General features: G+C 42.3%; 30 protein-coding genes. 5 read left to right on the top strand and 25 right to left on the bottom strand.

Annotated features, from left to right (window positions below):
- Positions 1–115: 115 nt before the first annotated feature.
- Complete coding sequence (locus tag N0M92_RS03530; protein WP_260284481.1) at positions 116–283, top strand: hypothetical protein; 168 nt, start codon at positions 116–118, stop codon at positions 281–283.
- 40 nt (positions 284–323) lie between these two features.
- Here N0M92_RS03530 and N0M92_RS03525 read toward each other — a convergent pair whose 3' ends face one another.
- Both N0M92_RS03525 and N0M92_RS03520 read right to left on the bottom strand, forming a co-directional pair.
- Entirely contained in the window at positions 324–521 is a 198-nt protein-coding gene (locus N0M92_RS03525; protein WP_028393295.1) for a cold-shock protein, read from the bottom strand.
- A gap of 198 nt (positions 522–719) precedes the next feature.
- Positions 720–1211, bottom strand: a complete 492-nt coding sequence (locus tag N0M92_RS03520) for a hypothetical protein (protein ID WP_260284480.1) — start codon at positions 1209–1211, stop codon at positions 720–722.
- Between the two features lie 116 nt (positions 1212–1327).
- Between N0M92_RS03520 and N0M92_RS03515 the strand changes: the two genes are divergently transcribed.
- Entirely contained in the window at positions 1328–1807 is a 480-nt protein-coding gene (locus N0M92_RS03515; RefSeq protein WP_260284593.1) for a GNAT family N-acetyltransferase, read from the top strand.
- On the opposite strand, the gene modB is transcribed toward N0M92_RS03515, so the two are convergent.
- Positions 1769–2422, bottom strand: coding sequence for a molybdate ABC transporter permease subunit (gene modB / locus N0M92_RS03510; protein ID WP_260284479.1), 654 nt, complete (start codon positions 2420–2422; stop codon positions 1769–1771). The two genes, N0M92_RS03515 and modB, sit on opposite strands and share 39 nt — an antisense overlap.
- A gap of 247 nt (positions 2423–2669) precedes the next feature.
- Here modB and spx point away from each other — a divergent pair, with 247 nt between their 5' ends.
- Positions 2670–3065: a transcriptional regulator Spx gene (gene spx / locus N0M92_RS03505; RefSeq protein ID WP_034314875.1), complete on the top strand. Its 396-nt coding sequence runs from the start codon at positions 2670–2672 to the stop codon at positions 3063–3065.
- 54 nt (positions 3066–3119) lie between these two features.
- Here the strand turns inward: spx and N0M92_RS03500 are convergent, their stop codons facing one another.
- The 5 genes from N0M92_RS03500 to N0M92_RS03480 form a co-directional block, all read right to left on the bottom strand.
- Entirely contained in the window at positions 3120–4550 is a 1431-nt protein-coding gene (locus tag N0M92_RS03500) for a HAMP domain-containing sensor histidine kinase (protein ID WP_260284592.1), read from the bottom strand.
- Positions 4540–5229: a response regulator transcription factor gene (locus N0M92_RS03495; RefSeq protein ID WP_192203549.1), complete on the bottom strand. Its 690-nt coding sequence runs from the start codon at positions 5227–5229 to the stop codon at positions 4540–4542. Before N0M92_RS03495 ends, N0M92_RS03500 begins: the two co-directional genes overlap by 11 nt.
- Before the next feature lie 251 nt (positions 5230–5480).
- Positions 5481–6413: a cation diffusion facilitator family transporter gene (locus N0M92_RS03490; protein ID WP_260284478.1), complete on the bottom strand. Its 933-nt coding sequence runs from the start codon at positions 6411–6413 to the stop codon at positions 5481–5483.
- Positions 6414–6621: 208 nt separating this feature from the next.
- Positions 6622–6762 carry a hypothetical protein gene (locus N0M92_RS03485; RefSeq protein WP_260284476.1) on the bottom strand — a complete coding sequence of 47 codons (141 nt, stop codon included), beginning with the start codon at positions 6760–6762 and terminating at the stop codon, positions 6622–6624.
- 98 nt (positions 6763–6860) lie between these two features.
- A complete protein-coding gene (locus N0M92_RS03480) occupies positions 6861–7604 on the bottom strand; it encodes a metallophosphoesterase family protein (RefSeq protein ID WP_260284475.1) in 744 nt (247 codons plus the stop codon).
- Between the two features lie 216 nt (positions 7605–7820).
- Here N0M92_RS03480 and N0M92_RS03475 point away from each other — a divergent pair, with 216 nt between their 5' ends.
- A complete protein-coding gene (locus N0M92_RS03475) occupies positions 7821–7952 on the top strand; it encodes a YjcZ family sporulation protein (RefSeq protein WP_260284474.1) in 132 nt (43 codons plus the stop codon).
- 43 nt (positions 7953–7995) lie between these two features.
- Here the strand turns inward: N0M92_RS03475 and N0M92_RS03470 are convergent, their stop codons facing one another.
- Together N0M92_RS03470 and N0M92_RS03465 are read right to left on the bottom strand one after the other, a co-directional pair.
- A complete protein-coding gene (locus N0M92_RS03470; protein ID WP_192203545.1) occupies positions 7996–8607 on the bottom strand; it encodes a DedA family protein in 612 nt (203 codons plus the stop codon).
- A gap of 335 nt (positions 8608–8942) precedes the next feature.
- On the bottom strand, positions 8943–9908 hold the full coding sequence (locus N0M92_RS03465; RefSeq protein ID WP_260284473.1) for an NAD(P)H-dependent flavin oxidoreductase: 966 nt from the start codon (positions 9906–9908) through the stop codon (positions 8943–8945).
- 81 nt (positions 9909–9989) lie between these two features.
- Between N0M92_RS03465 and N0M92_RS03460 the strand changes: the two genes are divergently transcribed.
- A complete protein-coding gene (locus N0M92_RS03460) occupies positions 9990–10502 on the top strand; it encodes a gamma carbonic anhydrase family protein (protein WP_076367452.1) in 513 nt (170 codons plus the stop codon).
- A gap of 76 nt (positions 10503–10578) precedes the next feature.
- On the opposite strand, the gene paaX is transcribed toward N0M92_RS03460, so the two are convergent.
- From paaX to N0M92_RS03385, 15 genes are all read right to left on the bottom strand, one after another.
- Positions 10579–11460 (bottom strand): phenylacetic acid degradation operon negative regulatory protein PaaX, encoded by an 882-nt coding sequence (gene paaX, locus N0M92_RS03455; protein ID WP_142244574.1) that lies wholly within the window; start codon positions 11458–11460, stop codon positions 10579–10581.
- Between the two features lie 85 nt (positions 11461–11545).
- Positions 11546–12322 (bottom strand): enoyl-CoA hydratase-related protein, encoded by a 777-nt coding sequence (locus tag N0M92_RS03450; RefSeq protein WP_260284471.1) that lies wholly within the window; start codon positions 12320–12322, stop codon positions 11546–11548.
- 66 nt (positions 12323–12388) lie between these two features.
- Positions 12389–13597, bottom strand: coding sequence for an acetyl-CoA C-acyltransferase (locus N0M92_RS03445; RefSeq protein ID WP_260284470.1), 1209 nt, complete (start codon positions 13595–13597; stop codon positions 12389–12391).
- Complete coding sequence (locus tag N0M92_RS03440; RefSeq protein WP_260284469.1) at positions 13594–14466, bottom strand: 3-hydroxyacyl-CoA dehydrogenase; 873 nt, start codon at positions 14464–14466, stop codon at positions 13594–13596. Before N0M92_RS03440 ends, N0M92_RS03445 begins: the two co-directional genes overlap by 4 nt.
- 116 nt (positions 14467–14582) lie before the next feature.
- On the bottom strand, positions 14583–16103 hold the full coding sequence (locus tag N0M92_RS03435) for an aldehyde dehydrogenase family protein (RefSeq protein WP_260284468.1): 1521 nt from the start codon (positions 16101–16103) through the stop codon (positions 14583–14585).
- Between the two features lie 23 nt (positions 16104–16126).
- Positions 16127–16900 carry an enoyl-CoA hydratase-related protein gene (locus N0M92_RS03430; protein ID WP_260284467.1) on the bottom strand — a complete coding sequence of 258 codons (774 nt, stop codon included), beginning with the start codon at positions 16898–16900 and terminating at the stop codon, positions 16127–16129.
- Between the two features lie 10 nt (positions 16901–16910).
- Positions 16911–17687, bottom strand: a complete 777-nt coding sequence (locus N0M92_RS03425) for an enoyl-CoA hydratase/isomerase family protein (protein WP_260284466.1) — start codon at positions 17685–17687, stop codon at positions 16911–16913.
- Positions 17684–17989, bottom strand: coding sequence for an EthD family reductase (locus tag N0M92_RS03420; RefSeq protein ID WP_230302802.1), 306 nt, complete (start codon positions 17987–17989; stop codon positions 17684–17686). Before N0M92_RS03420 ends, N0M92_RS03425 begins: the two co-directional genes overlap by 4 nt.
- Positions 17990–18009: 20 nt before the next feature.
- On the bottom strand, positions 18010–18507 hold the full coding sequence (paaD, locus tag N0M92_RS03415; RefSeq protein ID WP_260284465.1) for a 1,2-phenylacetyl-CoA epoxidase subunit PaaD: 498 nt from the start codon (positions 18505–18507) through the stop codon (positions 18010–18012).
- Between the two features lie 24 nt (positions 18508–18531).
- Positions 18532–19332, bottom strand: a complete 801-nt coding sequence (gene paaC / locus N0M92_RS03410) for a 1,2-phenylacetyl-CoA epoxidase subunit PaaC (RefSeq protein WP_260284464.1) — start codon at positions 19330–19332, stop codon at positions 18532–18534.
- Positions 19322–19681, bottom strand: a complete 360-nt coding sequence (paaB, locus tag N0M92_RS03405; RefSeq protein ID WP_260284463.1) for a 1,2-phenylacetyl-CoA epoxidase subunit PaaB — start codon at positions 19679–19681, stop codon at positions 19322–19324. The genes paaC and paaB overlap by 11 nt, the downstream gene beginning before the upstream one ends.
- Before the next feature lie 19 nt (positions 19682–19700).
- Positions 19701–20657 carry a 1,2-phenylacetyl-CoA epoxidase subunit PaaA gene (gene paaA, locus N0M92_RS03400; RefSeq protein ID WP_192203534.1) on the bottom strand — a complete coding sequence of 319 codons (957 nt, stop codon included), beginning with the start codon at positions 20655–20657 and terminating at the stop codon, positions 19701–19703.
- A gap of 127 nt (positions 20658–20784) precedes the next feature.
- On the bottom strand, positions 20785–21024 hold the full coding sequence (locus N0M92_RS03395; protein ID WP_260284462.1) for a ferredoxin: 240 nt from the start codon (positions 21022–21024) through the stop codon (positions 20785–20787).
- A 90-nt stretch (positions 21025–21114) separates the two neighbouring features.
- Positions 21115–21246, bottom strand: a complete 132-nt coding sequence (locus N0M92_RS03390) for a hypothetical protein (RefSeq protein ID WP_260284461.1) — start codon at positions 21244–21246, stop codon at positions 21115–21117.
- Positions 21227–22555, bottom strand: coding sequence for a phenylacetate--CoA ligase family protein (locus tag N0M92_RS03385; protein WP_260284460.1), 1329 nt, complete (start codon positions 22553–22555; stop codon positions 21227–21229). Before N0M92_RS03385 ends, N0M92_RS03390 begins: the two co-directional genes overlap by 20 nt.
- Positions 22556–22706: the final 151 nt, after the last annotated feature.

Here is a 22706-nt window from a genome sequence, read left to right as displayed (position 1 = left end):
GGGGATATGCGCATTCGCATATCCCCTTTCAGTGTTTTTTAAAGAACTTGGCTCCCTCTATCATAAGCAACGGTAAGCATGTAGTATAATGGAATAAAAAAGGAGATAATATCCAATGACTGAAAATATAACCCAGTTCCTGCCTATCCTTTTTATGCTAGTGCTTGTCGCATTCGTTATATTCATCGTGTTTTTCCTGGCAGGGCATTTTAATCGTTCTAAACGGATCGAAGAAAAATTGGACAAAGCATTAAAGGAAATGGCCGAAAAAAAGGAAAAATAAAAAGACTCCATAATCGGAGTCTTTTTTTATATGCGTTCAATTATTTTTGAACGTTAGCTGCTTGTGGTCCACGAGCGCCTTGCTCGATTTCGAAAGAAACTTCTTGGCCTTCTTCAAGCGTTTTGAAGCCTTCGCCTTGGATAGCTGAGAAATGTACGAATACATCGTCTTGGCCTTCAACTTCGATGAAACCGAAACCTTTTTCTGCGTTAAACCATTTTACTTTACCTTGTACCATGATAGTTCCTCCTGTGTTTGGAAAAATCCATTTTATTACTATTTTTGGTTCTGGATAATGTTTCAAGAGGAATCCTATTACAGTAAATCCTTCTATCAAACTTATTCCGAACAAAAATAATTACTTATATTATATCATGGAAATTCCTAAAAAAACAAGATTATCGCAGTAAATCAACCGACAAATTATCCTAAAATTCTACATATTCCTCTTCTTGCTTTGCCGGAAGCCTTCGTCCAATAAGTAGCGCTCCGCCTCTACTGGACTCTCGAAACACTCCTCAAGGTTCGTTCCGGAATACACATTCCAAAGCAGGTCTTCCCTTTCAAGTGTAAGCTCTTGCTTTTCAGGGCCAATCCATTTCCCTTCCAACCTAGCGAACCCGTCTTCCTCTTCTTCGAATTCAACCGGAGGTTCAGATAGGTAATCGACGCTTTTTTGGATCAATTCTTTTAATTCCGCTTCATTATAGTCACGAATATTGATAAAACCTTTACGGTCAGTGTCTTTTTTTCTCATATGCCCTGCGTAAACGAATCCATTTCCATTGGGATGCAAGTGCTGAACGACGATCTTTTTCTCCTGAACGCTTTCTGGATAATGAAAGTTCACACGTCCCAATGAAACATCTTTTCGCTGTAATTCCGGAAAAGTTTCAATGATGCTCAATTTTTCTTCAAATGTTAACAAATTTCTTCCTCATTTCATTAGTTCATATTGTTTGTCGATTATAACACAGACTGATTGGAAACAATAATCTCCTTCTTCCATTATAATGTGATGAAAGGGAGTGATACGATTTGATCATGAAAATTCGGGATCTGGACTCCGATTATGGCCAGCAGCTTTTTAATCTTCAAAAAGAGGCCTATAAGGTGGAAGCGGATATGATCGGTTTTGCCGATATACCTCCTCTATTGGAAACATATGAACAATTCATTCATTGTCATGAAACGTTTTTATGCTACTTAAAGGGTGATGCGTTAGTGGGTGCACTATCTTTTTCAAAAGAGAATCGTCAAATGCTGATTTGCCGAATGGTCGTCCATCCTGATTATTTTCGGCAGGGTATCGCGGATGCACTGTTACATGCCCTTCAATTACAAGGCGATTGGGAAAAGATATCCGTTTCAACCGGTAAAATGAACCTGCCTGCACGGAACCTTTACGAAAAAAACGGCTTCACACATAAAGAAGACATAGAAGCCTCAACCCACTTTTTCATAAGTATATTCGAGAAAAAGCATTCATTTTATGTAGGTCACGATAAAAAGCATAAGAAATGAAATGACAATAATTACGGCAACCCATAGCCAGGCTAATGTCATATTCCCGGAGTCCATGGCGATATAAATCGCAGTCGGTATGGTTTGTGTCTGTCCGGGAATGTTTCCGGCAAACATGAGTGTGGCTCCGAATTCCCCCAACGCACGAGCAGAACTCAAGATGGCACCTGTGACGATGGATTTAACCGCCAATGGAAGGGATACATTCAGGAACAACCTCAACTCGCCCGCCCCGTCAACCCTTGCCGCATTTTCGATTTCTTCATCTATACCTTCAAAACCCGTTTTAGCGGATTGGTACATAAGCGGAAACGCTACCACGGTAGATGCAATGACCGCCGCCCACCACGTGAACATCACGGGCTGACCAAAAACCCTTTCAATGAATTGTCCCGGCAACCCACTCTTGCCAAAAATTACAATCAATAAAAACCCAACGACGGAAGGCGGCAAAACAAGCGGCAATAAAAACGCTGTTTCCAACAGGACCCTTCCCCTGAATTGCTTTTTAGCCATCATTCGCGCCAGGATAATTCCTAAAATGAAAACAAGGATACCCGATAGTCCCGCTACTTGTATCGATAACCTGACTGGCGACCAAAAATCCCCTGTCATGATACTATCCGCACAACACTGTTAAATATCGGCCCATGCAGATCCTTGTTCGGCATCATTACCCAAATGGCTTCTTTTTCATTAAAGGCAGATTTCATTTCATTTTCTCCCTTTCTTTTTAAAATAACATTTAAGTTTATTTTTCTTGACATCTTGCTGACACAAAGAAACGTTAAAGTAAGAGTATCACAAATATAAAAATAATTTCATTCCAATAAACTTGAAAACTTTGAAGGAGTCGATTTTAATGGTAACAATTTATACTACTCCAAGCAGTCTAGCCTGTCGTAAAGCAAAAGCTTGGCTTAAAAAGAACGAAATTTCCTTTAATGAACGCAACCTATATTCCCAACCTCTTTCTATAGAAGAAATAAAAGAGATTTTACGTAAAACGGAAGGCGGGACAGATGAAATCATCTCAACCCGTTCCAAAAAATTCAAAAGCCTGAATATCGATATAAATAATACACCGCTTAATGATCTTTGTAAGCTTATTCAAGATAACCCGGATTTACTTCGCCGGCCAATCATTTTCGACCATAAGAATTTGCATGCAGGATATAATGAAGAAGAAATGGGACGCTTCCTTCCAAGGAAGGTCCGTCATGTACAATTATGGCGTGCAATCAGCCAATTGGCTTAATAGTTAGCATCCTGCATAATAAGAGGGTTGTCCATTACATCGGACAACCCTTTTTTATACCTGATCCGCTTTCTCTATGACAATCGTGAAGGTGGTGCCCTGTTCATCGCTATCCTTAAGCACTAGATCACCCTTTTGCGCTTTTGCGAGCATCTTACTGAATGGCAGTCCCAAACCTAAACCACGTACCTTCAACTTTTTGTTTTCACCACGATAAAATGGTTCGAACACAAATTGTTGTTCATGTTTTGGGATCCCCCGGCCACTGTCCAGTACATCAATGCAGATTCGTTCTTCATCCTTTTCATAAAGGTGAATCGTTATTTTCCCTTTGCCATCAAGTGCATGCCTGGCATTATTCAAAAGGTTAATGACGATTTGCTGCATCCGCAATGAATCAATTTGACCAAAGACCGGTTCATCAGGAACTTTTATCTCAAGAGCGAACGCTTGATCATCATCCTGGGTCACCTGCCAGCGATAGGCGATTTCCTTGATGAATATATTGATATTCTCTTTTTGCAGCCGAATTTTAAAAGCACCTGCCGATATTGCATTATAATTGAGTAAATCCTCTATCATACCTTGCAAACGTTGAGTTTCCTTTAAGGAAATATCGAGGAATTCCTTACTTTGCTCTCCCTTGACGACATCATCCTTAACCGCTTGTATCAGTCCGCTAATGGATGTTACTGGCGTTTTCAAATCATGGGTTACGCCTGCAAGCAATTCCGCCCGTAACTTCTCCATGACCTTCAATCGATTGGTCATTTCCTTAAATGATTCTATCAGTTCATAAATTTCTTCTTCCTTGATTTCCTCTTCCTCTTTGAAATGGATATCATAGTTGCCTTCACGAACTTGGACAGCGGCGTTAGCTACGTCTTGGATGGGACGTGAAATCTGCCTGGAAAGAAAATAAATGACCCCCGTTCCCAGAATCAGCAGGCCTCCAATCATGATCGCCAACAAGCCATGGTCTTGATTGATTTCCTTCAATGCCCCTTCTTCCTGTGCAATGACCACCCAGCCTCTCGTCTCATCATTAAACGTAATGGGGGATTTGACGACATACACTTTGTTGTCGGAAATCTTGACCTTCTGGATTAACTCCGTATTTTTCATGATGACATCCGGGAGTTTATTTTCATCCGGATCTATATACAATTGTGGCATTGTATATATGATGGTGGCATCGGGATCGACGATATAGATGATTGGCTGTTGGTTCAGATGAAGGATTTTCTCCCTTTCCTCTACAATTTCCGAAAGGATCGGGCCAACGACAATCTGACCATTATCCTTAATCGCCCGATCGGATGTTTCATCAGCTAAGTACTTAAGAAGGCTAAGCCTATATTCCAAAGCCGTTTTTTCCATCCACCATAAGGAAAAAACAGACAATAAGATCAAACCGGAAATCAAGGTCAATACGTATCTCTTAGTCCAATAGCGTTGTAAAGTGGTTCTTTTTTTAGTTTTCATAGACACTCAATTGATACCCCAATCCACGCAATGTTTTTATTTCCCCCTCGGTTACAGGCCATGCATCTATCGCCTTCCTGATCCGTTTGATCGCCAGGTCCACCGCACGGTCACTGCCGTCATAATCCATGCCCCACACTTGGTCGAGCAGTTGTTCTCTCGTGAAAATTTGATTAGGGTGCTTAGCGAAAAAAACGAGCAGTGACAAATCACGCGGCGTCAAGTTTATCTCTTCCCCATTCAAATGCACCATATAAGAAAGATCATCGATGGTTAAACTCCCAAACTCATGTACATGACCATCTTCCGTATCGACCGATGAGGATCTTCTTAAAACGGCATGTACCCGGGCCACGACTTCTTCGGCAACGAAAGGTTTGGAGATGTAATCATCCGCACCTGACTTAAATCCCGATAATCTGTAATCGACATCTGTCAGTGCAGTCAACATGATAACCGGACAAGTATCGTTCTCCCGAATTTCCTTCAATATATCCCAGCCTTCCTTACCAGGCAGCATGACATCAAGCAGGACAAGGTCTGGCTTCGTTTCTTCGAAGACCGGAATGGCGTTTAGCCCATCGTAAACTTGGACTACATCAAAACTTTCCCGTTCCAAATATGCTTTCAATACCATCGATATGGCGATTTCATCTTCTACTACAAGAATTTTCTTCATTTATGGATTCCTCCTTCCTGAATTATAGTGGAAACATTTTGCATATGCTAACCATTAAAAACACCAAGCATTTTTCCTCAATCTTACCCTTTTTATGTGTCAGGATTATGTTCGCAGTAAAATTAACCGATGTTTTCACATAGTCATTTTAACAGGAATGCTGCTAAATGGTCGTAATAATCATTCAGGAAAAGCTATGATTTTCTTATTTAAACTTTTAAGAGGCTGGCTCTATATTGAGCCAGCCCTTTTCAATTACATGTCTCGTGTGGATTGGGACAGCCCGCTTCCTGTCTTTCCACTTGGATCGTGCTATGTTCGATTCCAAACCGATCGTGAAGTAGTTTTTGCGCTTCTGCCAAAACTGAATCGTGATTACCGCTCTCATCTATGACAACATGGCAGCTCATTGTCAAAAAACCAGACGTGATCGTCCAGATATGGAGATCATGGACATCGGATACTCCGACCAATCCCATCAAGGATGCCTTCACTTCATCCATATCGACTTGGTCCGGTGTGCCCTCCATCAAGATATGAAAAGAATCCCTCACTACCCTAACACCGCTGATAATAATTAAAATCGCGACTATGACGCTCGCAATCGGATCTGCAATTCCCCAATCGAAAAAATAAATCAAGAGGGCGGCCGCAATGGCACCCACAGATCCAAGCATATCACCTATAACATGTAAAAAAGCACTCCGTACATTCAGATTGTCTTCCTTATCTCCGCTCATTAAAATCCAGGCCGCAATGATATTAACAAGTAAGCCGATGATTGAAATCATCAACATTCCCAAGCTTTGCACCTCAGGGGGATCCATGAACCGCTTAATTGCCTCTACGAAAATGAATACGGATATGACGATCAAGGTCAATCCATTCAAACAAGCAGCAATGATTTCAAACCGTTTATATCCAAACGATTTGGAAGATGTCGCCTTCCTTTCCCCTAACCTGATCGCTGTATAACTAAGTCCTAAAGCTGCCGCATCGCTAAGCATGTGACCTGCATCCGACAGTAAAGCCAGACTATTTGTCAAGAATCCACCAATGACCTCGACTATCATAAATGTCGAGATTAATAAGAAAGATGCCAACAATGCTTTTTTATTATTAGAATGGTGGTGGTGTCCGTGCCCGTGCCCATGATCATGGGCGTGACCATGATGATGTCCCATGCCATCCCTCCTCTCGGATTTGAAACTTATATATAGTATGGGATAAATCCAGAATGGTTTCAAATGATTCATTTCCGGGATCCACTGGAAGAAAAAGGGTAGTGAAAACAAGCAGGACGGGACCTTGTGCGAAAAACCGAAATTCAGCCTTCAACCATTCCAAAGTAAAAATAAACGCTACAGACATTTCCTGCAGCGTTTTCCCCGTTTATCTATCCTCTTGCATCGTATCATCGACAATGGCGTGCAGATCCTTATTAAACAATTCATCATTACAGACAAGACTATGCCGTTCCATCTCTTCCTGCCCTTGACTTACCTGTTCCAGTTCCTTTTCCTTTTCCTTCATAACGTACCTCCAGCATCATGATGTTTGCCTATTATCGTATCCACAGGCATGTACCTTTATGCTCAACATTTTCCCATACTTCATCATTTATAAACGTATTAGGTCTGCTGCCCGCCATGGAAGGCACGTATAATGAATTCATGCTCTGGAACTTGTAAACTTTGATACGATAAAAGGAACGATGTATTATCATAGGCGACTTTTTCAAGCTTTACCTGTATACCTGTATTTTCAATCGTGACAATGGCATAAGGTGCAACTGGTTCACCATTGCATCCAAGAGAACCAGGGTTCAGGAATATCGTTCGGTCATTTTTAAAGAGGTGGATAGGATGATGATGTCCAAATCCTATCAAATCGTGATGTTGATCTTTGAAAAGCATTTCTAAGTTATTTAAATTCGGTTCAACTATTTTACTAAATGGATTTTGGCTTATGTGCTCATCCAATTTCTTCGATTCCATGTGATAATGAGTGAAGTAAACGGAGTGATCATTAATGATATGATGTATGGTTCGAGGCAATTTCCCCAATTCATTTATGAATTTCCGATGCATCCTGTCAGCTATCCATTCATGATGTTCCTTTACATGAATATGACCGTCCGGATGCGGCTCCCCGTTAATGATGGCCAGGACAGCTTCATCATGATTTCCCGTTATCATCGATAAATCATTTCTTGAAAATAAAAGTTCAAGGACTTCATTTGTATCAGGGCCAATCCCGACCATATCTCCCAAACAATAGAGACGATCTATATCTTCTCTTTGATCAATATCCTTAAGAACGGCTTTTAACGCTGAAGCATTTCCATGCACATCCGTTATAATGGCAACTTTCATGACTTAGTCCAGCTCCCTTCCCCACAATCCACATGGTATATTATAACATTTAAAAGGAAATCAAAAAAATATTCGGGCTTATTTCCCCCTTGTTGCCCACGCCCATTTTTTATGAATAAGCAAACACTTCGGCCTAGAATACATAGTATGAAGTATTCCCGGTAAAGATGTTTTGCTAGGTATGTAATTCATAATATGTATTGAGGAGGAAATCAAATGGGTGGAAATTGTAACGAATGTTGTGACGGCGGATTCGGTGGTTTCGATAACGGATTTGCATTGCTGATCGTATTATTCATCTTGTTGATCATCATCGGATGCAGTTGGGGATTCGGCGGATTCTGCTAATAATGACATAAATCAAAAAGGCGCCTGATCAAGGCGCCTTCTTTTATGAATTGACTTTTAGTTTTTGTCTTTGCTTTTGTTTTTGAGTCTTCATAATGAACCAAATGATTATAAGTGCGATGGGGATAAGCAAGAAATTCGCATATTGTGAAAAGATGGCTCCTGCCTGCTCCCACCTCGGTCCTAACTTATACCCTAGATAAACATAAACGCTTGTAACAGGAAGCATCGCCATATAGGTATATAAAATGAATTTCCAAATACTCATTTTCAACATTCCGCATGGCAGCGAAACGGCGGTACGAATTCCTGGTACAAACCGTCCCAAAAAGGCAATTCCCCCACCAAACCTTTCAAAGAATCGGTCAGCCTTATTCAACTGCTCCTCTTTAATCAAAAAGTATTTCCCGAACTTTAATACAAGCGGTCTCCCGCCATATTTGCCTAAAGCATAAAGCGTCAATGGGCCCGTTACCCCACCAATCGAACCGGCAAGGATAGTCAAGTATAAATTCATATCACCTTGATAAACCCAGTATCCAGCCAGTGGCAAAACGATTTCAGCAGGAATGAATTCGAAAGTCAAAGCTAGCAACACACCGAAATAGGATAGAGATTTAAATGCTTCAATCATATCCATTATTAAAGTTTCCATAGACTTTTCCCCTTTTCTAACTTTTATTACATATAAAAGGGGTGCACCCAGATTGATTGATTCTGGGCACCCCTTGATTTCAAAAGAGACATTTTCCATTGTATCACAAGTTCAATCACATTTTTCCAAAATGTTATCCTAAAACAATGTACCTTATGGAGTCCATTTTATGTTATCGGGCTATTCACATTAGATTTAAGATTGTAAAGAATGATCATATAATTTCAAATGGTCCAGAAATGAAAAAAAGCTTGAGGACGAATTGACCTCAAGCTTTCGGTAAATTACCAAGGAATAAACCCATGAACTAATGATAAGATTGGCCCACTCCGCTCTCAAATCATAAAAGGGGCAGAGAGCTTGCTCAATCCATCCTCCATTTGTTTTTTCGCATCTTTCATCATGCCATCAAGTAATTCCTTAACAGTGGGTATATCGTCAATCAATCCAGCGACCTGGCCGCTATTCATGAATCCATTGTTAACATCCCCGTTCATCGCCCCATTAATATGATGGACTTCAGAGGTCATTTCACGATAATTTACAGGAGACAGTCCCTGTTTTTCCAAATCCAGGACCTTCTCGGTATATGGATCCTTCAATACTCTTCTGACTTGACCAAGTGTTCTGCCCAAAATTACCGTATCATTACCCATCGCTTCGATTAGTTTCTGCTTATAAGACGGATGGAACGGTGCTTCTTGTGTAGCGATTAGCCTGGTTCCTAATTGGACTCCTGAAGCCCCCAGCATCAATGCAGCCGCCAAACCCTGTCCATTGCCTATTCCGCCAGCGGCCAAAACCGGAAGGGTCACATGCTTGCTGATTTGCGGAATGAGTGTAAAGGTCGTCATTTCCAGGTTCGAATTGATGCCGGCAGCTTCAAACCCTTCTGCGACCAACACATCAGCCCCTGCAGCTTGCGCTTTTTGCGCGTGCTTGACCGACGCAACGATGGCAATCACTTTTACATTCTTTTTTTGTAATAGTGGAATGAAAGGGGCAGGATTTCCTGCAGATAAGGAAACTACAGGTATATCATGCTTCAGGACTAGATTCACTAACTCATCAGTATATGGACTAACGTTTATTGGAATGTTCAACGCAAAATTGTTATTGGTTTTTTCTTTGGTTTCGAGAATGATGGCTTCTACCTGTTCAGGATTCATGGTACCGCACCCTATTGTCCCTAGTCCCCCTGCATTGGACACTGCAGCCGTAAGACTTGCATTGCTTATATTCCCCATGCCGCCTTGTATAATAGGATATTTTATCGCAAAAAGTTCACAAATATATTTCACTTTCATCCCTCCCTGTCAATTTAATGTTATACTATATTCATTAGAAAAACAATTCTGACTTTTTTGAAAAGGAGCGAGACTATGATTATTCCATATAATAATAAAAAACCATCCATTGATGATACTGTTTTCGTGGCACCTGGCGCTCATTTAATCGGTGATATTTCGATTGGGAAAGACTCTACCATTTGGTTTAATGCCGTACTGCGCGGTGATGAAGATTCAATAACAATAGGAGAAAAATGCAGTATACAAGATAACTCCACCATTCATTTATTCGAAGGGTGCCCAGTTGTCATTGAAGACGAAGTGACGGTTGGTCACAATGTTATCCTGCATGGTTGTAAAATAGGGAAACGATCCATTATTGGAATGGGCTCAACGATATTGGATAATGTAGAGATCGGTGAAGAATGCATCATCGGAGCGAACACATTGATTTCCTCTGGCAAAATCATACCTCCACGTTCACTCGTTATCGGTTCCCCAGGGAAAGTGGTTCGCAGATTGAATAATAAAGACCTTGAATTGATTCAACTTTCTATCGATACATATGTTCAAAAAGGGAAAGACTTCAAAGGTATCCTTGATTAATTATTGCAAAAGTCGATAATGTTAATGTGAAAAGAGCTTCTGCAAGTCGTCATTAGCGACCGGCCGAAGCTCTTTTTCACTTAATGATAAGTGGATGATCCTTGGCATCATAGGTTTCGTCTTTCCGGCATAAATCATTATTTTCCTGAAATACGCTTTCAAAGAAACGGCTTGCTGGTTCAGCCAAGACTTGATAATACTGGCTAAATAAAAGAGCAGCATGGTTTCCATTCCACTTTGAAGGCAGAAGTTCCTTTGGCAGGCCTGGATCGATAAATAAAAATTTACGGTATTCATGCACCAAGTTCGTTCGTTCCACAAAACAATCGGCATCGGACATTTCGCCCCTGTTAATGATGCTTTGATGAACGATGAATTGTTTGCTGTATTTCTCGATGAATTCTTCATATTTATTTTCAATCTCTTCCAAATGCCAGCTTTTCTCTACAAGCGATTGGTTTTCTTTCGGACCTTTGTACTCCGAAATGAAAAAATCAACATATTCTTTGATGTCATATTTCTCGATCAAACGATTGATTTGCTTCTCCAAATCATTAGGGGAAATCCAGCAACCACTTGAAAAACTGCCAAACCCGCTCCATAATAATTCTTTACGGAGATCATCCCGTAATTGCCGCTTATCTTCAGGGATCGTGTACATTAAGATACGCCATTTACCGTCCCATTCATTCGGTTTCATCTTATATATGCGATTTGCCGCTTCATCCATTCTCTGCACACCGCGATCAGTCAAAAAGTAATAGCTTTTATTTCCCTGCTTCTCTGACTGGATCCATCCTTGCTTGACCATTCGTGAAACGGCTACACGTACGCCCTGCTCATTATGGCCGAATTCCTTCAATAAACGAATTAAACTGCCTATCCAGATTTTATTTCCATAGTTACGGATATAATCGCCGTATATCGTAAAAATCATGGATTGAGTGTTAGTACCTATCTTTCTCACCTCACCCTTACATTGTTACTATTTTCACACGGAAGACATAATAATTATTATATCTTTTTAAAAAGAAAGCGCAATGTTATTCACCAGTAAATCGTGCTTTTCTCCGTTCACTAAATGCCAGGAGCGCTTCCAATCTGTCTTGAGTCGGGATGGTCAATTCATAGGCCTTTCCCTCTATGGCCATTCCGGTTTGCAAGTCCGTATTCATTCCTTGGTCAATCGCATATTTGGCTTGTTTAACTGCAATCGGCCCATTTTTCATGATATTGGCTGCCAATTCCTCACAGGCTGACATAAGTTGATCCCTTGGCACGACCCTCAAAAGGATCCCTAATTGACATGCCTCTTCTGCAGTCAGTTTTTTAGCGGTGAAGATCAATTCCTTCGCTTTCATTTCCCCAATCAATCTCGGCAGCCGCTGTGTACCGCCTGCCCCAGGAATAATGGCCCAGCTAGTTTCAGTGAGCCCCAAAGAAACACCTTCGGCAGCAATTGCAAAGTCACATGAAAGCAGCCATTCAAATCCTCCCCCCAATGCATATCCATTGACGGCAGCTATCGTTGGCTGTGGAAGCCCTGCAATACTATTAAAAACATCGCGAATCGCTTTAACGTTCCTTCTTACTTCCGCATCATTCAAAGACTTCCTTTCTTTCAAATCCGCGCCCGCGCTGAAGGCCTTTTCCCCTGCACCGGTAAAAATGACGGCACGGATACCGCCGTCATAATAAACTGCATCGATGACATCCTGCAGTTCACAAAGTGTCTCATAGTCGAAGCAGTTCAATACGTCGGGCCGATTCACTGTTACATAGCCGATTTGATTTATCACTTTATATATAACCTTGGACATGAGTCTCTTCCCCCTTTAAAAAAATGACCCTTATGCAGATAAAACTAATAAGGGCCGACCACATCTTCAATCTTTTTCAATATTTTCTATAATGGCGGAAATGCCTTGGCCAACGCCTACGCACATCGTCGCAAGACCATAGCGGACATTCCGCTTTTTCATTTCGTGGACGAGCGTCGTTAAAATACGCGCCCCGCTTGCACCGAGCGGATGGCCAAACGCTATTGCCCCGCCGTTGACATTCACTTTCTCATGATCCAATTTCAATTGGCGGATACACTCCAAGGATTGGGATGCGAATGCTTCATTCAATTCCACTAGCCCGATGTCTTCAATCGTCAAACTTGCCCTCTCCAATGCTTTTTTAGTGGCATGAATCGGGCCAAGGCCCATAATGGAAGGTTCTAATCCCGCTACCGCCCCTACAACATATTTGGCCAGAGGTTTCAATCCAAGCTCCCTTGCTTTTTCTGCACTCATCAAAAGTAATGCCGAGGCTCCATCATTTACGCCTGAAGCATTACCGGCAGTTATAGTGCCGTCTTTAAAGATCGGTTTGAGTTTTTCCAACTTTTCGATGGTCGTGTCAGGACGAGGGTGTTCATCCTTCTCGACAATGACTTCATTCCCTTTACGATCCGTATATCGGACAGGTACGATTTCATTAATGAAACGTTCATTTTCCACTGCTTTTTTCGCTTTTTGCTGGCTTTGATACGCGAATTGATCTTGGTCCTCCCTTGAAACCGAAAAACGCCGGGCGACGTTTTCAGCCGTTTGAGGCATCGAATCCGTGCCATACATTTCTTTCAGTTTCTCATTCGTGAAGCGCCATCCGATCGTTGTATCCTGAAGCTCCATTGACCCCCGCGGAAATTCACTCTCAGGTTTGGCCATGACGTACGGCGCCCTTGTCATGCTTTCGGTACCGCCTGCGATATAAATATCGCCTTCACCTACAGCAATGGAGCGTGCAGCATACATGACGGCATCCAATCCTGATCCACATAAACGATTTATTGTCGTACCAGCCACATTTACCGGAAGACCAGCTAAAAGGGCGGACATCCTGGCCACATCGCGATTATCCTCTCCTGCTTGATTTGCATTCCCGAAGATGACATCTTCAATTTGATCTGGCGGCAGCTCTGGATTGCGATCGGTCAGCGCCTTGATTACAATTGCACCGAGGTCATCCGGGCGAACACTTTTCAAAGCTCCTTTATATCTTCCGATTGGTGTTCTCACAGCATCAATAATCACAACATCCTTCATTTCTTCACCAGCTCGCCATTTTTTGTATAATCGTACACACCTTTACCTGTCTTACGGCCAAGCCTGCCAGCTTTAACATACTGTTCAAGAAGAGGGGCCGGGCGGTATTTCTCACCAAGTTTACTATGTAAATATTTCAAATTATTCAAACGGGCATCCAATCCCACCAAATCACCTAGCTCAAATGGTCCCATTGGGTAATTCAGCCCTAATTTTATTGCCTTATCGATTTCTTCGGGTGTACCTAAACCTTCTTGAAGCATAAAGAACGCTTCATTACCAACCAAACAGCTGATCCTGCTGGTAACAAACCCAGGGAATTCATTAATGACCACGGTTTCTTTCCCCATTTTTCCGGCTACCTCTTTTATTATGGCTGCCGTTTCATCACTGGTTTCAAGACCACGTACAATTTCAACGAGCGGCATCTTTTGTACAGGATTGAAAAAATGCATGGCAATCGTTTTTTCAGGACGCTTTCCATAAGATCCAATTTCTGTCGGGCTCATCGTGGAAGTATTGGTTGCAAAGTAACAGTCTTCTTTTGCATGGACTTCAATCGTTTCGAAGACTGCCCTCTTAATTTCCGCCTTTTCCGGAACTGCCTCTATGATCAAGTCCGCATATGCTGCTGATTCTTTCAAATTGGAAGAATAAGAAAATCTGCTTTTTGCGGCTGCCGCTTCTTCCTGGGTGATTTTTTGGTAGCGTACACCCTTCTCAAACATTCCATCTATCTCTTTTCTTGCACTTTCCAAAGCATCCTGGTTCACATCCACCAGTACTACATTAAAGCCTCCTGTTGCTCCTACATAAGCTATTCCCCTGCCCATGACACCAGATCCGACAATCACTAGATTTCTAATCATTCGTTCATTCCTCCTTCAAAAATAAATAGGGCTGGCTACGATGAATCAGATCAGCATTCATCCATTCCTGAATTACTTTTCCGACATACCGATCAGCCAGCCACCTATTTTATGTTTTATTGAATTCCAAAGGGATTTAAGGGACGGCTTCCATGATAGGAAATGATGCTTTTCGTTTCTGTATAAAGATCAAGTGTCTCAATACAAAGTTCCCGGCCGAATCCTGATTGTTTATACCCTCCGAAAGGTGTTCCAGGAAATGCTGAGAATGGGCAATTCACCATGACGATTCCCGCTTCTATTTGATTGGCCACTCTAGTCGCACGCCCGCCATCTTTTGTCCAAAGGGCCGAACCCAAACCGAATTCCGTATCATTTGCGAGTCTCACGGCTTCTTTTTCATCTTTGAATTTCATTATGACAACGACCGGCCCGAATATTTCCTCTTTCACTACATCCATTTCATGATTGACATTCGCTATGACCGTTGGCTCATACCAATAACCGTTTTCGAATCCTTCAATGACAGCTGGCTTTCCTCCTGTCAGGATTTTCGCTCCGTCAGTAATGGCAGATTGTACATAATTGTCGATGACATCCAATTGCCCTTGATCTATGACTGCACCGACGTGTGTTTCTCTGTCGAGCGGATTGCCCAATTTCAGTTTTTTCGTTTTTTCCACGAATCTGGCAACGAATTCGTCGTATATGTCTTCATGTACATATAAACGGGATCTAGCTTCGCAAGATTGTCCAGTATTGTAGAATATGCCATATAATGATCCATCGATGGCAGCTTCAAGGTCCGCATCTTCAAAGACAATATTAGGGGACTTCCCGCCAAGCTCCAATGTCACCCTTTTTAATGTCTGTGAAGCTTTGCCCATGAGATCCCTGCCGATTGGCGTAGAACCCGTAAAGGCAACCTTATTCACTTTCGGATGCTCGACAAGGTAATTCCCTACTTCCGATCCTGGGCCTGGAATGATATTGACCACACCGGAAGGAACACCAGCTTCTAAACAGATTTCCCCTAATACAATTGCCGTCAATGGCGTTAACGAAGCTGGCTTAACGATGACCGAACAGCCAACTGCAATTGCAGGTGCAATTTTCCACGCTGCCATCATCATTGGGTAATTCCAAGGGATGATTTGAGCACAAACACCTACTGGCTCTTTTTCCGTATAGTTATGGAATTGACCAGGTACATTATTGACAGATCCGCGGTGTGCAACCAATGCGCCTGCATAAAACTCGAAATCTTCAATTGCCTGCATGACTTGGCCTTGTGCTGCAGAAATGGATTTGCCGCTGTTCAGAACTTCCAATTCAACCAATTCATTAAAGCGTGAACGCATGATTGCTGCAATTTTGTTCAATACACGAGAACGTTTATTAATCGGAGTCCTCTTCCATTTCCCATTATCAAATGCTTCACGTGCAGCTAAAACAGCTTTTTCTGCATCTTCCCTTGTTGCCTTTGCAACCTTGGCAATGATTTCACCAGTTGCAGGATTGTACGCATCAATCGTGGAACCATCAGAACTTTCCACTCTTTCTCCATTAATGATCAGATGATAATAATCACGCTTCATTTCCGCTTTTTCAAATGCCGCCTCTTGAACTCTTACCATGTAATCCCACTCCCTTTTCTATATTACTTGCCTATGAATTGAGCCTTCCTTTTTTCAATGAATGCTGCCACACCTTCTGCATAATCCTTCGTTAAGCCAGCAATTCGCTGACCCTCCGCTTCTTCTTTTAAGTATTCTTCCAATGAAAGGTGATAGGACGCCTCTAAGTATCTTTTAATTAACCCGATTGCTTTCGTTGGCTTGTTCGCGATATTCTCTGCAAAGGCTTTCAATTGCTCGTTCCATTCTTCCACAGCGATCACTTTTGTAGCGAGCCCGATACTTTTCGCCTCGCTAGCCGGAACCTTTTCCCCCAATAAAGATAATTCCAAGGCTTTCGCATGACCAACGATCCGCGAAAGGTAATACAGATTCCCCGAATCAGGTATCAATCCGATATTGACAAAAGCATTTACAAAACTGGCTTTTTCAGAAACAAGCCGGAAATCGCATGCCAGTGCTAGGCTGAAGCCAGCCCCTGCAGCCACGCCATTGACTGCGGCAATGATCGGTTTTTCACAGTTTGCTATTTGCTCCATCATCGGACCGTAGGCTTCGCGCAGCACCTGGCCTAAATTCATGCCTTCATCAACATCCGATAAATCTTGTCCCGAACAAAAGGCCCTGCCTTCCCCTGTAATGATAATGGCCCGCACTTCATCCGACCCCGCTGATACTTTGATCGCTTTCTGTATTTCCATATTCATTTGGGACGTAAAGGCATTAAGTTTATCAGGACGGTTCAAAGTAAGCCAAGCCACTCCATTTTCAACCCCATATTTGATCGTTTCGTACATAGAGCACCCCTTATCCGCCTGTAAATTTCGGCTCCCTTTTTTCAACAAATGCTTTCATTCCTTCTTTCTGGTCCTCTGATGCAAAAAGAATATAGAAGTTCTTCCGTTCAAATTGCATGCCCTCATATAAGGGATAATCAACTGCCTTATTGACGGATTCTTTGATCAGCCTTACTGCTAACGGGGGCTGCTTTGCTATCTTTCTAGCAAAATCAACCGTTTCTTCCATTAACAATTCAGGTGCCACGATCTTATTAATGAAACCATATTGCAGGGCTGTCTTTGCCTTTATCCTTTCAGCCGTCAACATCCATTCAAGTGCCTTCGTCTTTCCCACCAATTTCGTCAACCTTTGGGTTCCCCCTGCACCAGGCATGACTCCTAGTGTCACTTCCGGAAAGGAAAACTGGGTATCGCTTGCGGCAATCAGGAAATCGCAGGATAATGCAAGTTCAAAACCACCGCCGAATACAAAACTTTTCACCGCACCAATTACAGGCTTCTTGACTAGGCTTATCCGGTCCCAATCGGCAAATTGGTTCGTTAACTCCATGCTGATTGGACTGTCGTTCACCATCTCGTCGATATCAGCTCCAGCGGAAAATGCTTTCCCATTGCCCGATAGCAAAATCACCTTCACTTGTGGGTCCCGGTCGAAATCTTCCATGGTTGAAACTATTTCCCTGACCATTTTCCTGTTAAGGGCATTCAGTTGTTTCGGCCGATTTAAAGTGATATAGCCAATGCCTTCCGTGATTGACGTTTCAATGAATTGAAGCGCATTCATTTTATTTCTTCACCGATCATCATCGTTACAAGTTTCCCTGCAAAGCCCATTAGGTCCTTCCCTGATGCTTTTCCTTCCGGAGAACGCATTCCTTGCTGCAATGCTTCGTGGTCTTCATAATACATTTCACAAAGAATGTAATACTCGGAGTCTTTGCCCATTGGGGTCCCTACAATTTTGGTGACCTCCATCTTTTGGAGACCTGGAATTTTTTCCGTTATCGGACCATGTACATTGAAATAGTGCTCATCGAATTCTTCCTTGTTTTCAGGTTGTTTGTATAGGGCGATTAACTTTACCATTTTATAGAACCTCCATTGTTTTAAATTATTTTTATCATCGGTTTCATCGCTTCGAACGGATTTTTGCATGCTTTACAATATAAAATGCTGCGGCAGGCCGTTGGACCGAAGATATTTTCCATCGTGACATATGTCGATTCACAATATGGGCAATCCACATGCCATGATCCATCACTTTTCATTTGTCGAGGAGGAGGGGAGATTCCGAAAATCTTCAATCCAGCTTTCCCTTTTTCCGTAATTCGATCGGATGTCCACGAAGGGGAACGTAAAAATTCCACATTTACATTTCTTACTGCAGGCAGCTGTCGAAGGGCTGTCTCCACATTCTTTTGGATGATCGACAATGCCGGGCACCCAAGAAAAGTTGGCAGCATTTTTACCGAAACATCCTGGACGGTAACCGTCACGTTTTCAACCATCCCCAAATCCAGGATACTTACTGTATCGATTTCGGGATCTTTAACGTCTTCCAGGAGCTTATAAATTTCTTCTATGTTTAACTGTATGGTCGACATGGTACCCCTCCCCCTTTCATTGATTCACCATGAAGCTGCTTTATCGGTTGCGTACACTTCACTTAACGTTTCTAAAGCCTTTTCCAAATCTTCCGTATGCTGGCCATTACGGCCATCACCTCTTGCCATGCCTATTTCAATAGTTGTTGCTAAGCCTACACTTTCAAAAATCGGGGTGATAGCCTCGATCCATTTTTTCTGTAAGTCAGCTTCACCTTCTATCAAGCCAAGCTCCACCATTTCCTCTCCATATTGCCCAAGTGAAAATACGCCGGCAAATTCCGGCATTGTTTTCCCAATTGCCGCTTTCATCCTTGAAACCGCTTCCGCGTGGCCGGATCCCAGCAATTGGACGAACCAGGTTTTCCAGTGCATCAAATGATAGTAAAGTTCCATCTGTACCTTTTGTGCCACTTCAGCAAGCGGTTCATATGAACATGAATGAAGGGATCGAACCTTAATCGCTTTGGCTTGGGTATAAAAATAATTCCGCACTACCGCAAACGCCCAATCATATTCCGGGTCTTTCATATAGTAACCAGGACCATTGACCAATTCGAGAATGATCGCATTGCGCCGTTCCTTTGCGGGACGGTCATGAGCCAGTTTATCTGCATCACCTTCACCGAGTTCATCCAGCAATTTATAATATATGGCTGCATGCCCCATCGTGTCTTGAGATATCGAAGCGGATGCAACATCTTCTTCGATATGCGGTGCGAGTCCAAGCCATTCTGCACCACGGTATGAATGGATGAAGTCATCATCCGCCAGTTGAAGCAGCAATTCCTTGATTGCGATGTCCTTCAATGATTCATTCCTCATTTTTTACACCTCCAGCCCAAGACATTATCTCTTTTTCATCGAGCATTCCCTGCTCATACTTCCGCCATTTTTTCTTTAAATACCCGTACCCTTTTGTGGTCCTGTAATCTTTATTATCGATACGTTGAAGCGTTTTCTTTTCCTCGGCCGTCATTTTCCGTATATTCCGTCTTTTTACGACCCAGATATCATCAACCGCTTCACGTCTCATGAAGTTTTCTTGTGCCATCATGATGGCGATATCCTCATTTGGGGCCAGCAGGCTGAAGTGGTATTGAACGGGTGATGATTGCGTTTTACGGCTGAATACTTCAAATTCTTCAAAGTAATTTTCTTGTCTAGTTTCCATATCGTCCTTCCCCCCTCCATTAGATGACCTTTGGCGCCAACGCCTCACGTACCCATTTATTATTTTCATAAGAAATTCTTCGAAGGCTTAAGCGATCCTGCGAACGGGGGCCTTCATTCCTTGCGAGCACCTTCAATTTCCCCCAATCGGGCTGTTTGTAAATCCAGGTTTCAGATGCTTTATCAAACCTAAGCGTTTCATCGGGAATGCTAAAACCGAGTGAAAGGATCCGTTTCACATATTTAGAAAAAAAGGCTTGTCGAAGCTCTTCATTCGTACTGGTTCTGATTCTGTACTTAATCGTTATATCCTGTTTGGATGTGCCCACTTCATTCTTGCTGGGAGGTCCAAAGAAAAGTAATAAAGATTCCCACCAATAATCGATGGAGTCTTGAACCAATTTCCTTTGTTCTTCCGTCCCTTCAGCCAAAGCCATGATGATCGCTTCACCATGTTGGGCGTGAAAAACTTCTTCCGCGCAAATCCTTTGTAATGCCCGGGCATAAGGTCCGTATGAGGCGCCAAGCATGTTCGTCTGGGAAATGATGGCTGCACCATCAACCAGCCAGCCAATCAATCCAGCATCGCCCCAAGATTTGGCTTCCATATGGAAAACATTATGAAACTTTAAATCTCCTTTAAACAAATCTTGCATTAGGTCATCCCGTTTTTTTCCGTACGGCTTTAGCAAATCCTCGGCGACCCGAAGCAATAATTGCCCATGCCCCATTTCATCCTGCACCTTTGCCATAATTCCAAGTTTTCTATTTAAGGTCGGGGCTTTGGGCACCCATTCCTTTTCTGGAAGCGCCCCCATGATTTCACTGATTCCATGCATCGATATTAACTTGATTAAAGTGCCCCGGTATTCATCCGGCATCCAATCATCAGCTTCTATCTTTTCTCCTGCTTCGATTCTGGCAATGAATTGATTTAGCTTTTCTTCTCCTGCCATATCATTTAAAAGAACGTTCATCCAAATCACCTCTTTTTATAATATAACGTTTATATAACGTTATTATATTTTATTGTTATATTCAATGCAAGACTATTCTGTCTTTTTTCATAATAAAAGGAAATTATCAGTGCATTTCATAAATCTTTTAATCCACTAAAACTTTAAAGGGCGAAGTTTCCACTTTAATTGAATCTGTTGGGCAGCCTTCCATTGCATCATCCAGATCATCAAATAACTCTTCCCCGACCTCTGCAGTTCCCTCATTTTCATCCAGGATGACAAACGCCACCCCCTCATCATTGTAATCAAAAATTTCCGGGGCAGCAGCACCGCATGCACCGCAGGCAATGCAAGTTTCTTGATCAACAACTGTATATTTAGCCAAGATTCCCTCCTCCTTCCCTATTTCATGATTGGTACTTATCTCCGCTTCCAATAAGGGATAAACCCATGGTCAACCACGAATGCATCCGCTTTATGTATCGCGTTTTCGCACCACTTGTTCGAGTTCTTTTGCTTCCCGAATTTCAATCGGTACATGTGCAGTCATATACTGAACGTCAGAATCATGTTCATGAGCGTGGAATTTATAAACTAATGACTTCATCCTTCCGCTTATCAACGACACGAATGGCTTTTCCTTCTGAACGGGGTATGCTTTTTGGAATGTTGACAACAACATCCATCGTTACAAGACATGTGGATTTCAAATGATGCTGTATCGTTTTCCTTAATATCTCTACATTCCCATGCGATAAGTCTTCTTCAATCTCCCTATAGAAACCGCTTTCAATTTCAATATGCAGTTCAACACCGTCCATTTTCCCCTTCTTAACGAGATGAATCTGATAATGAGGAACAATTCCATCCATTTGGAATAATACACGTTCAATTTCAGAAGGAAATACATTCACTCCCCTGACTATGATCATATCATCCGTTCTGCCTTTAACACGTGACATTCTAGTTGTGGTCCGCCCGCATTTACACGGTTCATGGGTAATTGAGGCGATATCGCCCGTCCGATAACGAATGATTGGCAGCGCTTCCTTTGTAAGACTGGTAAAGACAAGTTCCCCATCTTCGCCGTCCTCCACTGGTTCGAGCGTGTCCGGGTTAATGACCTCGACAAGAAAATGGTCTTCTGCGATATGCAGTCCATCCTGTGCTTCATGGCATTCTATCGCAACGCCGGGCCCCATGATTTCACTTAGTCCGTAAATATCGATGGCTTTCAAATTCAGTTTTCTCTCAAGTGTTGCCCTCATTTCCTCTGACCATGGCTCAGCTCCGAAAATCCCATAATCAAGCCCATTATCTGCAGGATCAATTCCCATCTCTTCCATCTTTTCGGCAATATTCAAAATATAAGTAGGGGTTCCACAAATGCCGCGAGGTTTAAAGTCATTGATGATCGTAATCTGCCGATCGGTATTTCCCCCTGAAATGGGCACTGTCGCAACTCCTAGCTTTTCTGCACCACAATGCAAACCAAGGCCCCCGGTAAACAGACCATATCCATATGCGTTATGGAATATATCTGACTTGCGACCCCCTGCTGCTACAATTCCACGTGCGACGATTGTTGCCCAATTTTCCAAATCATTTTTCGTATACCCGACAATTGTAGGCTTTCCGCTTGTTCCGGATGAACCATGAATGCGTGTGACATCCTCCATCGGAACGGCGAATAAACCGAATGGATACTGATCACGTAGAGTCTGTTTTCTTGTAAAGGGAAGCTTTATCACATCGTTTAGGGTTTGTATATTTTCTGGTTCCAGGCCCATCTCCCTGAATTTCTCTCTGTAATAAGGTACATTTTCATATACATGGCTTATCGTTTTTTTTAGGCGAGCCAATTGTAAACTTTCCATTTCAGCACGCGAAGCCGTTTCAATTTCCGGATTGTACATTGTTTCAGTCCCCCTTAATTTTACTATTGTCCCACCCGATATTCATAACGGTAATAAAACGGAGATTAAGTTATTGTTATGATTCATTTCAAGATTAATACGTCATTTCTACGTTGTCAATAATGTTTTTTAATTCAGAAAAATGACCGAA

Source organism: Peribacillus aracenensis (assembly GCF_025175645.1).
In the GTDB taxonomy this organism is placed as follows: Bacteria; Bacillota; Bacilli; order Bacillales; family DSM-1321; genus Peribacillus; species Peribacillus aracenensis.
Note: the sequence above shows the minus strand (reverse complement) of the source record. Positions and strands in the feature narration are given on the sequence as shown.

Coding starts and splice junctions, on each gene's coding strand:
- N0M92_RS03490 (WP_260284478.1), bottom strand. CDS start 6,413: ATGGGACATCATCATGGTCACGCCCATGATCATGGGCACGGGCACGGA.
- N0M92_RS03420 (WP_230302802.1), bottom strand. CDS start 17,989: ATGGTAAAGTTAATCGCCCTATACAAACAACCTGAAAACAAGGAAGAA.
- N0M92_RS03460 (WP_076367452.1), top strand. CDS start 9,990: ATGATTATTCCATATAATAATAAAAAACCATCCATTGATGATACTGTT.
- N0M92_RS03435 (WP_260284468.1), bottom strand. CDS start 16,103: ATGGTAAGAGTTCAAGAGGCGGCATTTGAAAAAGCGGAAATGAAGCGT.
- N0M92_RS03475 (WP_260284474.1), top strand. CDS start 7,821: ATGGGTGGAAATTGTAACGAATGTTGTGACGGCGGATTCGGTGGTTTC.
- N0M92_RS03485 (WP_260284476.1), bottom strand. CDS start 6,762: ATGAAGGAAAAGGAAAAGGAACTGGAACAGGTAAGTCAAGGGCAGGAA.
- spx (WP_034314875.1), top strand. CDS start 2,670: ATGGTAACAATTTATACTACTCCAAGCAGTCTAGCCTGTCGTAAAGCA.
- N0M92_RS03385 (WP_260284460.1), bottom strand. CDS start 22,555: ATGTACAATCCGGAAATTGAAACGGCTTCGCGTGCTGAAATGGAAAGT.
- N0M92_RS03480 (WP_260284475.1), bottom strand. CDS start 7,604: ATGAAAGTTGCCATTATAACGGATGTGCATGGAAATGCTTCAGCGTTA.
- N0M92_RS03445 (WP_260284470.1), bottom strand. CDS start 13,597: ATGAAGGATGTTGTGATTATTGATGCTGTGAGAACACCAATCGGAAGA.
- N0M92_RS03515 (WP_260284593.1), top strand. CDS start 1,328: ATGAAAATTCGGGATCTGGACTCCGATTATGGCCAGCAGCTTTTTAAT.
- paaB (WP_260284463.1), bottom strand. CDS start 19,681: ATGGAAACTAGACAAGAAAATTACTTTGAAGAATTTGAAGTATTCAGC.
- paaA (WP_192203534.1), bottom strand. CDS start 20,657: ATGAACGTTCTTTTAAATGATATGGCAGGAGAAGAAAAGCTAAATCAA.
- N0M92_RS03425 (WP_260284466.1), bottom strand. CDS start 17,687: ATGAATGCGCTTCAATTCATTGAAACGTCAATCACGGAAGGCATTGGC.
- N0M92_RS03390 (WP_260284461.1), bottom strand. CDS start 21,246: ATGAAGTCATTAGTTTATAAATTCCACGCTCATGAACATGATTCTGAC.
- N0M92_RS03495 (WP_192203549.1), bottom strand. CDS start 5,229: ATGAAGAAAATTCTTGTAGTAGAAGATGAAATCGCCATATCGATGGTA.
- N0M92_RS03450 (WP_260284471.1), bottom strand. CDS start 12,322: ATGTCCAAGGTTATATATAAAGTGATAAATCAAATCGGCTATGTAACA.
- paaD (WP_260284465.1), bottom strand. CDS start 18,507: ATGTCGACCATACAGTTAAACATAGAAGAAATTTATAAGCTCCTGGAA.
- N0M92_RS03430 (WP_260284467.1), bottom strand. CDS start 16,900: ATGTACGAAACGATCAAATATGGGGTTGAAAATGGAGTGGCTTGGCTT.
- N0M92_RS03440 (WP_260284469.1), bottom strand. CDS start 14,466: ATGATTAGAAATCTAGTGATTGTCGGATCTGGTGTCATGGGCAGGGGA.
- modB (WP_260284479.1), bottom strand. CDS start 2,422: ATGACAGGGGATTTTTGGTCGCCAGTCAGGTTATCGATACAAGTAGCG.
- N0M92_RS03525 (WP_028393295.1), bottom strand. CDS start 521: ATGGTACAAGGTAAAGTAAAATGGTTTAACGCAGAAAAAGGTTTCGGT.
- paaC (WP_260284464.1), bottom strand. CDS start 19,332: ATGAGGAATGAATCATTGAAGGACATCGCAATCAAGGAATTGCTGCTT.
- N0M92_RS03530 (WP_260284481.1), top strand. CDS start 116: ATGACTGAAAATATAACCCAGTTCCTGCCTATCCTTTTTATGCTAGTG.
- N0M92_RS03470 (WP_192203545.1), bottom strand. CDS start 8,607: ATGGAAACTTTAATAATGGATATGATTGAAGCATTTAAATCTCTATCC.
- N0M92_RS03500 (WP_260284592.1), bottom strand. CDS start 4,550: ATGAAAACTAAAAAAAGAACCACTTTACAACGCTATTGGACTAAGAGA.